We start from the raw sequence: 14,352 nt of genomic DNA, 5'->3' as shown, positions 1-14,352 counted from the left end.
CGTTCAGGAATTGACGGAACCAATCGGGCTTTTCTGAATCATCGACATCGCCGCCGCCCGGGCGGATACAAAACATTGCAAAAACCGCGTGTACAGCCCGAGAAGCGCTGACGTACTTTCAGTCTCGACCCTCGCTCGAATGCGTCGGTCGCATCAGCCCGACAATAAAAAAACATCGGCCACCACGCGAAGGTCGAACGGGGAGCTTCCATGAGTCACGCGCCAAGCGACACGATTACCTGGGGCATGATGCTCCGCAAGCTGCCGATGATTGCCAAGGCCATTCCCCGAGTGGTCAAGGGCATGAAGGTCGCCAACGTCACGGATCCGACCCAAAGCTGTGGCCTTGGCTGGACGTTCGAACAAGCGACTCTGCGCAACCCCGATGGCCCAGCGTTGTTGCAGGGAGAGGTGGCGCTGAGTTATTCGCAGGTCAACCAGTGGGCCAATCGCATTGCCCACTATCTGAGCGAGCAAGGCATCGGCAAGGGCGATGTGGTCGCGGTTTTCATCGAGAATCGTCCGGAGTTGCTGGTGACGATTCTGGCACTGGCCAAGGTCGGTGCCGTCAGCGCGCTGCTCAATACTTCGCTGACCCGTGACACGCTGATTCACAGCGTGAATCTGGTGGCGCCGGTGGCGATTGTGGTCGGCGAAGAACTGCTGCCGGCGTTCGCAGCGGTGCGCGATCAGGTCTCGATTGCACCGCAGCGCAGCTGGTTTGTTGCCGATCAGGACACCAGCAACCACCCGGGCATTGCCCCCGAAGGCTACGTCAACCTGATCAGCGCCAGTGTTGATGCTTCCAGTGAAAACCCGCCAAGCAGCCAACAGGTATTTTTCGACGACCCGTGTTTCTACATTTACACCTCCGGCACCACCGGCCTGCCCAAGGCCGGGGTGTTCAAGCATGGTCGCTGGATGCGCAGTTCGACCAGCTTCGGCATGATCGCGCTGAACATGCGCCCCGACGATGTCGTCTACTGCACCTTGCCGCTGTACCACGCCACGGGTCTGTGTGTGTGCTGGGGCTCGGCGATCAACGGCGCATCGGGTTTTGCGATACGCCGTAAATTCAGCGCCAGTCAGTTTTGGAGCGACGTGCGCCGCTATCGCGCGACCACCATTGGTTACGTCGGCGAGTTGTGCCGCTATCTGGTCGATCAACCGGCCAGCGCCGACGACAACCGTCACGGCGTGCGCAAGATGATCGGCAACGGCCTGCGCCCCGGCGCCTGGGCCGAGTTCAAGACCCGCTTTGCCGTCGAGCACATCTGCGAGCTGTACGCGGCGAGCGACGGCAATATCGGATTCACCAACATTCTCAACTTCGACAACACCATCGGTTTTTCGCTGATGGCCTGGGAGCTGGTGGCTTACGACCATGACAGCGGCCAGCCAATCCGCAGTGCTGACGGTTTCATGCGCAAGGTCGGCAAGGGCGAGCAGGGCTTGTTGCTGGCGCGGATCGACGAGAAGGCGCCACTGGACGGTTATACCGATCCGCAGAAGACCGCCAAAGTTGTGCTGCACGATGTGTTTAGCAAAGGCGATCGCTTTTTCAACACCGGCGACCTGCTGCGCAACATCGGTTTCGGTCATGCCCAGTTTGTTGATCGCCTCGGCGACACCTATCGCTGGAAGGGCGAAAATGTCTCGACCACGGAGGTCGAAAACCTGCTGCTGCAACATCCGCATATTTGCGAAGCAGTGGCGTACGGGGTGGAAATTCTCAATACCAACGGCCGCGCGGGAATGGCGGCGATTACTCCGGCTGAATCCCTGGCGACACTGGATTTCGCCGAATTGCTGGCATTCGCCCGGCAACGCCTGCCGGCCTATGCGGTGCCGTTGTTTTTGCGGGTGAAGGTAAAAATGGAAACCACCGGCACTTTCAAATATCAGAAAACGCGCCTGAAAAATGAAGGCTTCGACCCCGGCCAGACAGGCGACGATCCGATATTCGCCTGGCTACCCGGCACGCAAACCTATGTGCAGGTGACCGATGAAGTGTTGGCTGAAATTCATCAGGGCAAATACCGCTATTGATTCTGGCTATGGGTAAATTTCAGAAAAAGGGGGTGACAGCCATCGTCGCGCTCGGGAAACTGTCGGCTTTCCGATTGACCGAAGTGGAGTTGCCCCATGTCCGACCAAAGCCGCCAGATGACCCCTGAAGAAGCTGCCGAATTCTCCGAGCAGGTTTTCAACAAGGCGCGCGACGGTGATGCGCTGATGCTCGATCGACTGGTCAGCGCCGGTTTGCCGGTGAACCTGAAAAACAGCAAGGGCGATACCTTGCTGATGCTGGCCAGCTATTACGGCCATGTCGACGCGGTGCAAGTGCTGCTTAAACACAAGGCTGATCCCGAGATGCGCAATGCCAACGGCCAGAGTCCGATTGCCGGCGCGGCGTTCAAAGGTGATCTGGCAGTGGTCAAGGCGTTGGTAGAGGCGGGCGCGGAAATCGAAGGCTCGTCCTTTGATGGCCGGACTGCGCTGATGATGGCGGCGATGTTCAACCGTGTTGAGATCGTTGACTACCTGATCAGCAAGGGCGCTGACCCGAAAGCCAAGGATGCCAATGGCGTTACAGCGGTCGATGCAGCGCGGACCATGGGTGCGGTTGACACTACGGCGCAGCTGGAGAAATTGCTGGCCTGACGGGCCTCAAAAGATCGCAGCCTTCGACAGCTCCTACACAGATCACCGGCGATGCGGGCAATCATGTAGGCGCTGCTGAAGGCTGCGATCTTTTGCTTTGTGCGCTATCCTCCGCGCCCTCAAAATCCATCTTCGCCACAGGATCCGCCCTCATGAAAGCCGCACTCGTCGAACTCATCAGCAAAATCAGCTCCGGCTGCATGGGCGAGGACGAGATCCTGAAAGTGGCCGACGAAGCTGCCCAGGCCTACGCCGATGCCGGCGCTTTTCTGGCGGCCAACCCGGACATCAACTACGACGACACTTTCCCGATCGCATTGGGCGAGTGGGTTGTGGTCGGCAGCCTGCCGGAAACCGTGTTGTTCCAGGCTGACACCTACGTCGACCTGTTCGCTCAGATCGTCGCCTCGTTCGGCCCGACCGTGGACTTCAACCTCAAGCCCAAGCAACTGGCCAAAACCGAAGCGCTGACTGCGCTCAACCGCATTCAGGTGCAGATGAGCAGCCTGAACAAGGAAAATGGCGGTTACACGCTGATGAACTTCAGCCAATTGCTCGACGACGAGCTGCAAGTGGTGCTGGTCTACGGCAACGACGTGCCACGAGTCCTCGAGTTGTGCGCGCAAGTCGGCATTGCCGCTGCGCCTTCTCTGGAAGCCTTGAAGGTCGCCGTTCACGTCTGAGCACAATAAAAGGGAACCCTGCACGCGACCGTCTATCCTAAAAGTGCATGCCACTATTCTGGAGCGACACCATGGGTTCCACGTTCAACGGTCTGATTGGCCTGATCATTCTTGCCCTCGATATCTGGGCCATCATCAATGTGCTGAAAAGCGGCGTCTCCACCGGGATGAAAATCGTCTGGGTGCTGCTGATCATCCTCCTGCCAGTGCTGGGCCTGATCATCTGGGCAATTGCCGGGCCACGGGGCAGCGTGCGGATCTGACGCACTACCCTGTAGGAGCTGTCGAAGGCTGCGATCTTTTGATGTTGTTTTTTAAAATCAGGATCAAAAGATCGCAGCGTTCGGCAGCTCCTACAGGTGCTTGTGTTCAGCCGATGAAGTGAGGTTCGACCTGTCATCTTCGGCAACGTAGAATGCGCGCCTTTCCCGGGCAATCGTCTCCACGAGCAACGCCCGTGCATTCATCGGAGCACTTGACCATGACCGTCACCAAAACCAGCGAGTACCTGGAAACCCTCTACGAAGGTTACGGCCAGCGTTTTCGCATGGAAAAACTGCTGCATGAAGTGCGCACCGAACACCAGCACCTGGTGATCTTCCAGAACCCGCGCATGGGCCGGGTGATGGCACTGGACGGCGTGATCCAGACCACCGAAGCCGATGAATTCATCTACCACGAAATGCTCACCCACGTACCGATCCTCGCCCATGGCGCCGCCAAGCGCGTGCTGATCATCGGTGGTGGTGACGGTGGCATGCTGCGGGAAGTGACCAAGCATGCGGGCGTCGAGCACATCACCATGGTCGAGATCGATGGCACCGTGGTCGAGATGTGTAAAGAGTTTCTGCCGGAGCATTCCAAGGGCGCCTACGACGATCCACGGCTGAATCTGGTGATTGATGACGGGATGCGCTTCGTCGCCACGACCACCGAGAAATTCGACGTGATCATTTCCGACTCCACCGATCCTATCGGCCCGGGCGAAGTGCTGTTCTCGGAAAACTTCTATCAGGCCTGCCATCGCTGCCTGAACGAAGGCGGCATCCTCGTGACCCAGAACGGCACGCCGTTCATGCAGATCGATGAAGTCAAAACCACCGCCGGTCGCCTGCGCAGCCTGTTCCCGGACTGGCATTTCTATCAAGCGGCGGTGCCGACCTACATCGGCGGTTCGATGACCTTCGCCTGGGGCTCGACCAACCCGGCATACCGCAAGCTGAGCCGTGAAACCCTGCAACAGCGTTTCATCGGCAGCAGCATCGTCACCCGCTACTACAACCCGGAAATCCACATCGGCGCGTTTGCAATGCCGCAGTACGTATTGCAGGCGATCAACAAGCCAAGCAACGACTAAACATCATGGTGCGCCTGTAGGAGCTGCCGCAGGCTGCGATCTTTTGATCTTGTTTCTGAAAGTCAAAAGATCGCAGCCTGCGGCAGCTCCGACAGTAAATTTTTTATTTTCATCCTCGCGCGCTGCATTCCTTTTGAACGATCAATCCCGCCAAAAGTCGAGATAGAGGTAAGCCCATTTGCGGGTTTGATCGAGGAGGCACCGATGCAAAAGTGGAAAGTCACTTTCGTGGACGATCATGGTGAAGTTGTCGATGAGGTGTTCGAGCGTGCGGAATGCCCAAGCGATGACGAAGCCGCTCGACTGATCAAGGCGCGGCTCCTGCCCGTTGCTGCCGAACTGGATCTGAACGATCTGGAAGGGCGCACCGCCGATGCCGGCGTGAAAAACCTGAAAACCCAGAACGCCATCGAAATCCGCAGCATCACTCCAATCTGAATACTTCCTGTCACTTGAAGCACCAGGCCTTGGCAGCGGCTCTATCTTGGGGCTACTCTGCAAGCGAGATCAGCGAATGGATCGCTAAGGTCTGGTCTTGTCAGCTACATGCTTGTTTCCCGCAGCAACCACGTTGCAGTAGTACTTTGGCCAGTAAGGCCCGGGGCGGGAATACGGAAAGTCTATCCATCTATCCGAGGGGGACGATTCATGAGCACAGCCTATCAAGAAGACATCAGCAGCAATGTTCTGCGCCGCATGAAAGAAGGCGGTTTCGATTTTTCCCGATTCCATCCCATCGAGTTCTACGCGATTTTCCCGGACGAGGAGCGGGCGCGCAGGGCAGCAGGAAAATTTCGCGGTGAATCCATCAATGCCCAGGTCAGCGCGCGCGACGACGGCGCGTGGTCTCTGGAATTAAGCAAAGTGATGTACGCAACCTATGACGATATTGGCGATTTCGAGCAGGGCTTTTCTGCCGTGGTCGAGCCGTTGGGCGGCATCATCGAGGGCTGGGGCGTGAAGCAGGAGGTGCGCAGTCGCTACCGTCTGAACTGATCTCTTGAAATAAATAACTGTTCAGCAACGGCTGACCTTTAGGTCGGCCGTTTTCGTTTCTGAAAATCAAAAGATCGCAACCTTCGGCAGCGCCTACCCCAATCACCTATAGGGGCTGCCGAAGGCTGCGATCTTTTGCTTTTGCTTTCAAAACGTTTCAAGCAGGCAAAAAAAAGCCACCGCAGAGGGTGGCTAAAAGGGAAGACCGATAAGGAGAGGAAACCGGTCAGGGTCAAGGCTTTGCGGGCTGCGTTGGCAGTGCGGATCAGTGGGGCTGAAGAATTCTGCGTAGAAGTTTTTTCAGCGAATGCGCGGATTATCCGCAGCCAGCCGCAAGCAGTGAAATCAACTCTGACTATGCTGGTGATAGGCGATGCAGTGCGTCGCAATGAAGCGGGGGCGATCAGGTGGGGGCATTTGCCGCACAGGAATGGTGCGGTGCCTGCGACGTGAATATCCAACCAATTGATATCAAAGCGTTTATGCCGATGGCACGGGCCTTGCGAAGGCCTGTAGGTCCGGGTGACAAGGAGTACGGCATGATCCGCACCTATTTTGATGAGATGTACGATGCCGGCGGCCAGGTTCGCCCGCATTACCGGGAATTTGCCCGTTGGCTGGCCGATACGCCTGATGAGCTGCTGGCGCAACGTCGACGCGAGGCCGATCTGCTGTTCCATCGCGCCGGGATTACTTTCACGCTCTATGGGGACGAGCAGGGCACAGAGCGCCTGATTCCTTTCGACACCATTCCGCGCAGCATTCCCGCCAGTGAATGGCGGATCGTCGAGCGCGGCTGCATCCAGCGGGTCAAGGCGTTGAACATGTTCCTCGCCGACCTCTATCACGAGCAACGCATCATCAAGGCCGGGATCATTCCCGCCGAACAGGTGCTGGCCAACGAGCAGTATCAGTTGGCGATGCAGGGTCTGGATCTGCACCGCGATATCTACTCGCATATTTCTGGCGTCGATCTGGTCCGTGATGGCGACGGCACCTATTACGTGCTCGAAGACAACCTGCGCACTCCGAGCGGCGTGAGCTACATGCTCGAAGACCGCAAAATGATGATGCGCCTGTTCCCGGAATTGTTCGCCGCCCAGCGCATTGCGCCGATCGACCATTATCCGAACCTGTTGCTCGACACCCTGAAAAGCTCCAGCCCGATCGATAATCCAAGCGTGGTGGTATTGACGCCCGGCCGCTTCAACAGCGCGTTCTTCGAGCATGCGTTTCTGGCGCGGGAGATGGGTGTTGAACTGGTGGAAGGCGCGGACCTGTTCGTGCGTGACGACAAGGTCTTCATGCGCACCACCGACGGCCCGAAAGCCGTGGACGTGATCTACCGCCGCCTCGACGATGCGTTTCTTGATCCGCTGGCGTTCAATCCGGATTCGATGCTCGGCGTGCCGGGGCTGCTGTCGTCATACCGCTCCGGCAATGTAGTGCTGGCCAACGCGATCGGTACCGGCGTGGCGGATGACAAATCGGTCTATCCGTTTGTCACCGACATGATCCGCTTCTATCTCGATGAAGAACCGATCCTGAAAAACGTGCCGACCTGGCAATGCCGCAACCCGTCTGAACTCTCCCACGTGCTGGCCAATCTTCCAGATCTGGTGGTCAAGGAAACCCAGGGCTCCGGCGGTTACGGGATGTTGGTGGGGCCGGCGTCGACGAAGGCGGAAATTGATGCCTTTCGCGAGCGGATCAAAGCCAAACCTCACGCGTATATCGCACAACCGACGCTGTCACTGTCGACCTGCCCGACCTTTGTCGAAAACGGCATTGCGCCACGCCATATCGACTTGCGCCCGTTTGTCTTGTCGGGGCGCGAAACCCGGGTCGTACCCGGTGGTTTGACCCGTGTCGCGCTGCGTGAAGGCTCTCTGGTGGTGAATTCCTCCCAGGGCGGCGGAACCAAGGACACCTGGGTGGTCGAGGATTGAAGGAAGCTTGCCATGTTAAGTAGAACTGCCTCGGATCTGTATTGGATGTCGCGTTACCTGGAGCGGGCGGAAAACCTCGCACGGATGCTCGACATCAGTTACTCGCTGTCGCTGATGCCGCAGGACGGTCGCGGCGACGGCTTGCACGAGCTGGCGATGCCGTTGCTGATCACCGGCACGCTTGACGATTATCTGGAGCGTCACGGCGCGCTGCATGCCGAACGTCTGCTGCACTTCTTCGCCCTTGATGCGGCCAATCCGGCGAGCATCTACAGCTGCCTCGGCGCGGCGCGGGCCAGTGCTCATGCGGTGCGTGGGCGCATCACCGCTGACATGTGGGAAAACATCAACGCCACGTGGCTGGAGATTCGCGGGATCGCCGAGCAGGGTCTCAGCCGCTACGGCATGAGCCGTTTCTGCGAGTGGATCAAGGAGCGTTCGCACCTGTTTCGCGGTGCGTCCTACGGCACGATCATGCGTAACGATGCGTTTCGTTTTATTCGTCTGGGCACCTTTATCGAGCGCGCGGACAACACGTTGCGGCTGCTCGATGCGCGCTACGAAATGGCCGGCGATCAGGCCGAAGCCGTCAGCGACGGCACTGCCCACGCGTATTACCAGTGGAGTGCGTTGCTGCGAGCGTTGTCGTCATTCGAGGCTTACACCGAAATCTATCGTGACGCCCCGGGTGCCCGGCATGTCGCCGAGCTGCTGCTGTTGCGAGCTGATGTTCCGCGTTCGCTGCGTGCCTGTACCGAGGAGATCGACCAGATTCTCGCGCAATTGCCGGGTGCCAACGGGCGTCCGGCCCAGCGCCTGGCGGCAGAAATGGACGCGCGTCTGCGCTACACCGGCATCAACGAAATTCTCGAGGAAGGCCTGCACGCCTGGCTGACCGAATTCATCCCGCTGGTGCGCCAGTTGGGTAACGCCATTCACAGTTCCTACCTGGAGGCTGCATGAGACTTTCGATTAGCCACGAGACCACCTATCACTACGAGGATCAGGTGCGGGCGAGCATCCAGTACCTGCGGCTGACCCCGCACGACAGCGAGCGTCAGCACGTGCTGAGCTGGCAGCTCGATCTGCCGCGCCCGGTGCGCGCGCAACTCGATCCGTTCGGCAACATTCTGCATGTGCTGACCATGGATGAGCCGCATGAGGCGATCATCATCGGTGCACGTGGTCAGGTTGATATCGACGAATTGCGTGAGGCCGAACATGAGAGCCAGTCGGCGCTACCGTTTCTGCGCTTTACCCGGTTGACCGAGACTGACGAGGCGCTAAGGGCGTTCGCGGCGAAGTCCTGCAAGCAACGCCGTGACCGAACGGCGCTCATCGATTTGATGCACGGTCTGAACCAGCACATGACGTATACGCCGGGTTCAACTGAAGTCGACACCAGCGCCATCGAGGCCTTCGCCGGACGTGCCGGGGTTTGTCAGGATCACACTCATGCGTTTCTGGCGTGCGCACGCAGTCTCGGGATTCCCTCGCGATATGTCTCGGGGTATCTGTACAGCGAAGATTGCGAACACCTGGCCAGCCACGCTTGGGCCGAAGCCTGGCTGGATGACGCCTGGTACAGTTTCGACGTAACGAACCAACTGGCGCGACCGGAGCGACACTTGAAGCTGGCGGTGGGCCTGGATTATCTGGATGCCTGTCCGGTACGCGGCATGCGCCGGGGCGGCGGGTGCGAGCAGATGCATGCGAAGGTGTTCGTGTCGCCGACCCCGATCATCTCAGTCCAACAACAGTAGGATTCACACAAATCCCCTGTAGGAGCTGCGGCAAGCTGCGATCTTTTGATCCTGTTTTAAAGATCAAAAGATCGCAGCTTGCCGCAGCTCCTACAGGGTTTTGTGCGGAACAGTTGATCAGTGCTTAGCCTTGCGCCCCACCATGTGTTTCAGATAACCCACTAACATCTGCAAATCCCCCTCCGGCAGCACATCCGCCGAAAACCCCGGCATCTTCGCCTGCGGCCACTGGCGCAAACTCTGCGGATCACGGATGTAACGCTTCAAGAAATCCGCGCCGAAATACTCGGTCGGGTTATACGGAATATTCAGATCCGGCCCAAACTGCGCATCCCCCGCGCCGTTCAAGCGATGGCAGGCCAGGCAGTTCTTCTGAAACAGCGCGAAACCTTGATTCACCGGGTCATCTGCTTTCAGCGCAGGGTCCGGCAACAGGGCAGGGAAGCGCTCAGCCACGGGTGCCATGCGCTTGATGCTGGCCACTTCAAAGGGCCATTGCTCGGGGCTGATGTTGCCGGCCTGCGGATCGGTCCACACCAGATAGAACGGCCCGGCGCTGTGCTTGCCCGCCGACAATGGTGGCCACGGATGCGCGGGGTCTTCAATCGCCAGCCAGGCCCGCGCGCCTTGGGTGTTGAGCAACGGCGCAGCTGCCAACTCGGCGGCAAAGCCATCCAGCGCCACCGCTTGCAGATGATCCTCAGGTTTGATTCCGCCCAGCAACGTCGCCACGGGCACGGCGCGATAAGTCATGTCCTTCTTGTAGGACACGTCGTTTTTTACCGTGAGGGTTTGCACCTGAGGATGCTTGAGCAGCTCCTCGGTCTGCCAGATGCGGCTGTTTGCGCCCAGCTGTAAATCCAGCTGTGCGGCAGACAAGGGCATGCTGACCAGCAAGGCCCCAAACACAATGAGCGCTTTCAAATGATCGCCGTCCATGTCGTGGAAAGTGCGCAGATTGGCACAGCCACGCTGGCCCGGGTAGCGAGCCAGTCACATTTTACAGGGGCGATAACCAGCATCTGTCGCTCGATTCAGCCGATGACCTTGGTCAGATTCGGCAAAATCAACAACAGCGTCGTGGCGAAAAGAATGAGCCCTGCTTGACGAACTTTCGGTTGTTTGAACATGGCTTGACCGCCTTTATTGTTATTTCCTGATGCCTGCCTGCATATCCATGACGGCAAGCGATGCACTTCCTGTTAAAGAACGCCTGCCTCGGCAAAACCCGACGACCATGACGTACATGTCTTACCTTAGGGCCCGCGTCACGCTTGGCTTAGATCCATTTCATATGGACTTCCAGCTGTTAGCGATTAAAAAGGCATGAGGCGTATTGCCAGCTCCGTCGCCGCCCGCTTGCTAGACAACTCGCTGACCTGAACCGGTTCACCCGATACCCGATGACCGTCCGTCTGAGCGTGTGCGTCAACACCATTGAGCGGTGTGGTCATTGAATCCTTGAGCGCGCGAGCCAAGAGTGGGAGCACAAGAATTCACTCACCGCACAGGTTCGAGGACGTCATGACCCAAGCTTTGATTTTCGATGCGTTACGCACGCCGCGCGGCAAAGGCAAGGCCGATGGTGCCCTGCACAGCGTCAAACCGGTGAATCTGGTGGCCGGGTTGCTGACCGCGTTGCAACAGCGCACGGCGCTGGACACCAGCCAGGTCGATGATGTGGTGCTGGGCTGCGTTACGCCGATTGGCGATCAAGGCTCGGACATCGCCAAAACCGCCGTGCAAGTAGCCGATTGGGACGTCAGTGTGGCAGGCGTGCAGATCAACCGCTTCTGCGCCTCAGGTCTGGAAGCGGTGAACCTCGGCGCGATGAAAGTGCGTTCGGGGTTCGAGGATCTGGTGGTGGTCGGCGGCGTCGAGTCGATGTCACGCGTGCCGATGGGCAGCGACGGCGGCGCTTGGGCGCTCGACCCGCAAACCAATTTGCACGGCCACTTCACCCCACAAGGTGTCGGCGCCGACCTGATCGCCACCCTCGAAGGATTCAGCCGTCAGGACGTCGATGCCTACGCGCTGCATTCACAACAGAAAGCCGCACGGGCGCGGGCCGATGGCTCGTTCAACAAGTCACTGGTGCCGGTGCAGGATCAGAACGGCATCATCCTGCTCGATCACGATGAATTCATTCGTGCCGAGTCGACCCTGGAAGGGCTTGGCAAGCTCAAGCCGAGTTTCGAAATGATCGGCCAGATGGGTTTCGACGCGACGGCGCTGCGGGTTTACAGCCATGTCGAACGGATCAATCACGTACACACCCCCGGCAACAGCTCCGGGATCGTTGATGGCGCGGCGTTGATGCTGATCGGTTCCGAAGCCAAGGGCCGGGCGCTGGGCTTGCAGCCACGGGCGCGGATTGTCGCCACGGCGGTGACCAGCACCGATCCAACCATCATGCTCACGGGCCCCGCGCCGGCCACTCGCAAGGCACTGGCCAAGGCCGGCCTGCGCGTGGAAGACATCGACCTGTTCGAGGTCAACGAAGCGTTTGCTTCGGTGGTGTTGAAGTTCATCAAGGACATGGCCGTCGATCCGGACAAGGTCAACGTCAACGGCGGTTCCATCGCCATGGGCCATCCGCTCGGCGCCACCGGATGCGCGATCCTCGGCACCTTGCTCGATGAACTGGAAACCCGGCGCCTGCGCTATGGCCTGGCGACGCTGTGCGTCGGCGGCGGCATGGGCATTGCCACCATCATCGAACGCCTCTGAGCCCCGAATTCAAGGAACCTTGTTATGAGCGAAGCCATTCGTTACGAAAAAGGTCAGGACGGCATTGTCGTCCTCACCATCGACATGCCGGGCCAGAGCGCCAATACCATGAACGCCGTGTACCGCGAGGCAATGGCCGCCTGCGTTGCCCGGCTTGTGGCTGAAAAAGAAAGCATTGCCGGCGTCATCATCACGTCGGCGAAGAAAACCTTCTTCGCCGGCGGCGACCTTAATGAGCTGATCAAGGTCGGCAAGCCTGAAGCCAAAGCCTTCTACGACATGGTGCTGACCCTCAAAGGGCAATTACGCACCCTGGAAACTCTCGGCAAACCGGTGGTCGCGGCCATCAATGGCGCGGCGCTTGGCGGCGGATGGGAAATTTGTCTGGCGTGTCATCACCGGATCGCACTGGACGATGCGTCGGTGCAACTTGGTCTGCCGGAGGTTACGCTCGGCCTGTTGCCGGGTGGCGGCGGGGTGGTGCGCATGGTGCGCATGCTCGGCATCGAGAAGGCGCTGCCGTATTTGCTCGAAGGCAAAAAGGTCCGTCCGCAACAGGCTTTGCAGGCCGGATTGATCGATGAGTTGGCGGCTGATCGCGATGAACTGCTGGCTAAGGCGCGTGCTTGGATCGCTGCCAATCCGACGGCGGTGCAACGTTGGGATGTGAAGGGATATCAGATTCCTGGCGGCACGCCGTCGAATCCGAAAGTCGCGCAGATGTTGGCGATTGCGCCGTCGATCCTGCGCACCAAGACCCAAGGCACGCTGCCGGCGCCGGAGAAAATTCTGTGTGCGGCCGTGGAAGGCGCGCAGGTGGATTTCGACACGGCGCACTTGATTGAAACCCGTTACTTCACAGAATTGACCACCGGCCAGATCTCGAAAAACCTGATCGGCACGTTCTGGTTTCAACTCAACGAAATCAACGCAGGAGGCTCGCGGCCGCAGGGCTTTGCGCCGTTCGTTACGCGTAAGGTCGGCGTGCTCGGCGCCGGGATGATGGGCGCGGGGATCGCTTTTGTCAGCGCCTCGGCGGGTATCGAGGTGGTGCTCAAGGACATCAGTATTGCTGCTGCCGAAAAGGGCAAAGCGCATTCGGCGGCGCTGCTCGACAAGAAAGTCGCCCGTGGTCAGATGGATGTTGCGCAGCGTGAAGCTGTGCTGGCGCGGATTCATGCCAGCGAAAACGATGCTGACCTGGCGGGTTGCGATCTGATCATCGAGGCGGTTTTTGAGGATCGCGAACTCAAGGCGAGGGTCTCTTCGGCGGCGCAGAAAGTGGTCGGCGCCGACGCTGTGATTGCCTCCAACACGTCGACCTTGCCGATCACCGGGCTGGCGACGGCGGTACCGGATCAAAGCAAATTCATCGGCCTGCATTTCTTCAGCCCGGTGGAAAAAATGCCGTTGGTGGAAATCATCAAAGGCGCGCAAACCAGCGACGAAACCCTCGCTCGCGGGTTTGATTTCGTCCTGCAAATCAAGAAAACCCCGATCGTCGTCAACGACAGTCGCGGCTTTTTCACCTCGCGGGTGTTCGGCACGTTCACCAATGAAGGCATCGCCATGCTTGGTGAAGGCGTGAGCGCGCCGATGATCGAGACCGAAGCGCGCAAGGCCGGGATGCCAGTCGGGCCTCTGGCAATCTCCGACGAAGTTTCCCTCAGCCTGATGAGCCATATCCGCAAGCAAACCGCCAAGGACCTACAAGCAGAAGGGAACCCGCTGATTGAACACCCGGCGTTTGCCGTGATTGACTTGCTGCTCAACGAATACAAGCGCCCGGGCAAAGCCGCAGGTGGCGGTTTCTACGAGTATCCGGCTGGCGGACAGAAACATTTGTGGCCTGAACTGAAAACTTGTTTCGAGAAAGCTGACGGGCAGATTTCTCCGAAGGATGTGCGCGACCGCTTGCTGTTTGTGCAGGCCATCGAAACCGTGCGCTGTGTGGAGGAGGGCGTGTTGACCTCGACGGCGGATGCCAACGTCGGCTCGATCTTCGGCATCGGTTTTGCGGCATGGACCGGCGGTGCGTTGCAGTACATCAACCAGTATGGAGTAAAGGATTTCGTCGCCCGCGCGCAGTATTTGGCCGAACAGTATGGCGAGCGTTTCGCACCGCCGGCGCTGCTGCTGGATAAAGCGGCAAAAGGTGAGATGTTCTAAGGGCGACGAGCATTCCGGGGCTTGCCTTGCCAGGGTGTTTC

Annotated in this window: 13 protein-coding genes; 12 read left to right on the top strand and 1 reads right to left on the bottom strand. The window is 58.9% G+C overall.

Annotated features, from left to right (window positions below; all coding sequences use genetic code 11):
• Window positions 1-210 precede the first annotated feature (210 nt).
• From ICA15_RS02880 to ICA15_RS02835, 10 genes are all read left to right on the top strand, one after another.
• Window positions 211-2,049 carry a long-chain-acyl-CoA synthetase gene (locus ICA15_RS02880; RefSeq protein WP_210553623.1) on the top strand — a complete coding sequence of 613 codons (1,839 nt, stop codon included), beginning with the start codon at window positions 211-213 and terminating at the stop codon, window positions 2,047-2,049.
• A 96-nt stretch (window positions 2,050-2,145) separates the two neighbouring features.
• The gene (locus ICA15_RS02875) at window positions 2,146-2,664 is read left to right on the top strand and encodes an ankyrin repeat domain-containing protein (protein WP_150618585.1); all 519 of its coding nucleotides are present in this window, start codon (window positions 2,146-2,148) and stop codon (window positions 2,662-2,664) included.
• A gap of 152 nt (window positions 2,665-2,816) precedes the next feature.
• Window positions 2,817-3,347, top strand: a complete 531-nt coding sequence (locus ICA15_RS02870; protein WP_150618584.1) for a hypothetical protein — start codon at window positions 2,817-2,819, stop codon at window positions 3,345-3,347.
• Between the two features lie 71 nt (window positions 3,348-3,418).
• Window positions 3,419-3,610 carry a PLDc N-terminal domain-containing protein gene (locus ICA15_RS02865; RefSeq protein ID WP_150601305.1) on the top strand — a complete coding sequence of 64 codons (192 nt, stop codon included), beginning with the start codon at window positions 3,419-3,421 and terminating at the stop codon, window positions 3,608-3,610.
• A 218-nt stretch (window positions 3,611-3,828) separates the two neighbouring features.
• On the top strand, window positions 3,829-4,704 hold the full coding sequence (gene speE / locus ICA15_RS02860) for a polyamine aminopropyltransferase (RefSeq protein ID WP_210553622.1): 876 nt from the start codon (window positions 3,829-3,831) through the stop codon (window positions 4,702-4,704).
• 204 nt (window positions 4,705-4,908) lie between these two features.
• A complete protein-coding gene (locus tag ICA15_RS02855) occupies window positions 4,909-5,142 on the top strand; it encodes a hypothetical protein (protein ID WP_150601307.1) in 234 nt (77 codons plus the stop codon).
• Between the two features lie 210 nt (window positions 5,143-5,352).
• A complete protein-coding gene (locus ICA15_RS02850) occupies window positions 5,353-5,700 on the top strand; it encodes a ribonuclease E inhibitor RraB (RefSeq protein ID WP_042558460.1) in 348 nt (115 codons plus the stop codon).
• A gap of 539 nt (window positions 5,701-6,239) precedes the next feature.
• Entirely contained in the window at window positions 6,240-7,649 is a 1,410-nt protein-coding gene (locus ICA15_RS02845; RefSeq protein ID WP_150601308.1) for a circularly permuted type 2 ATP-grasp protein, read from the top strand.
• 12 nt (window positions 7,650-7,661) lie between these two features.
• Window positions 7,662-8,612, top strand: a complete 951-nt coding sequence (locus tag ICA15_RS02840) for an alpha-E domain-containing protein (protein WP_007914063.1) — start codon at window positions 7,662-7,664, stop codon at window positions 8,610-8,612.
• Window positions 8,609-9,412, top strand: coding sequence for a transglutaminase N-terminal domain-containing protein (locus ICA15_RS02835; protein ID WP_210553621.1), 804 nt, complete (start codon window positions 8,609-8,611; stop codon window positions 9,410-9,412). Before ICA15_RS02840 ends, ICA15_RS02835 begins: the two co-directional genes overlap by 4 nt.
• 117 nt (window positions 9,413-9,529) lie before the next feature.
• Here the strand turns inward: ICA15_RS02835 and ICA15_RS02830 are convergent, their stop codons facing one another.
• Window positions 9,530-10,351 carry a c-type cytochrome gene (locus tag ICA15_RS02830; RefSeq protein ID WP_210553620.1) on the bottom strand — a complete coding sequence of 274 codons (822 nt, stop codon included), beginning with the start codon at window positions 10,349-10,351 and terminating at the stop codon, window positions 9,530-9,532.
• Window positions 10,352-10,936: 585 nt separating this feature from the next.
• On the opposite strand from ICA15_RS02830, the gene ICA15_RS02825 reads away from it, so the two are divergent.
• Window positions 10,937-12,142, top strand: a complete 1,206-nt coding sequence (locus ICA15_RS02825; RefSeq protein WP_210553619.1) for an acetyl-CoA C-acetyltransferase — start codon at window positions 10,937-10,939, stop codon at window positions 12,140-12,142.
• Between the two features lie 24 nt (window positions 12,143-12,166).
• Window positions 12,167-14,311, top strand: a complete 2,145-nt coding sequence (locus tag ICA15_RS02820; RefSeq protein ID WP_210553618.1) for a 3-hydroxyacyl-CoA dehydrogenase NAD-binding domain-containing protein — start codon at window positions 12,167-12,169, stop codon at window positions 14,309-14,311.
• The last annotated feature ends 41 nt before the right edge of the window (window positions 14,312-14,352 follow it).

Source organism: Pseudomonas sp. P116, from assembly GCF_020149425.1.
Lineage (GTDB): Bacteria > Pseudomonadota > Gammaproteobacteria > Pseudomonadales > Pseudomonadaceae > Aquipseudomonas > Aquipseudomonas anatoliensis.
The sequence above is the reverse complement of the archived record's forward strand: the minus strand, read 5'-3'. Positions and strand labels throughout refer to the sequence as shown.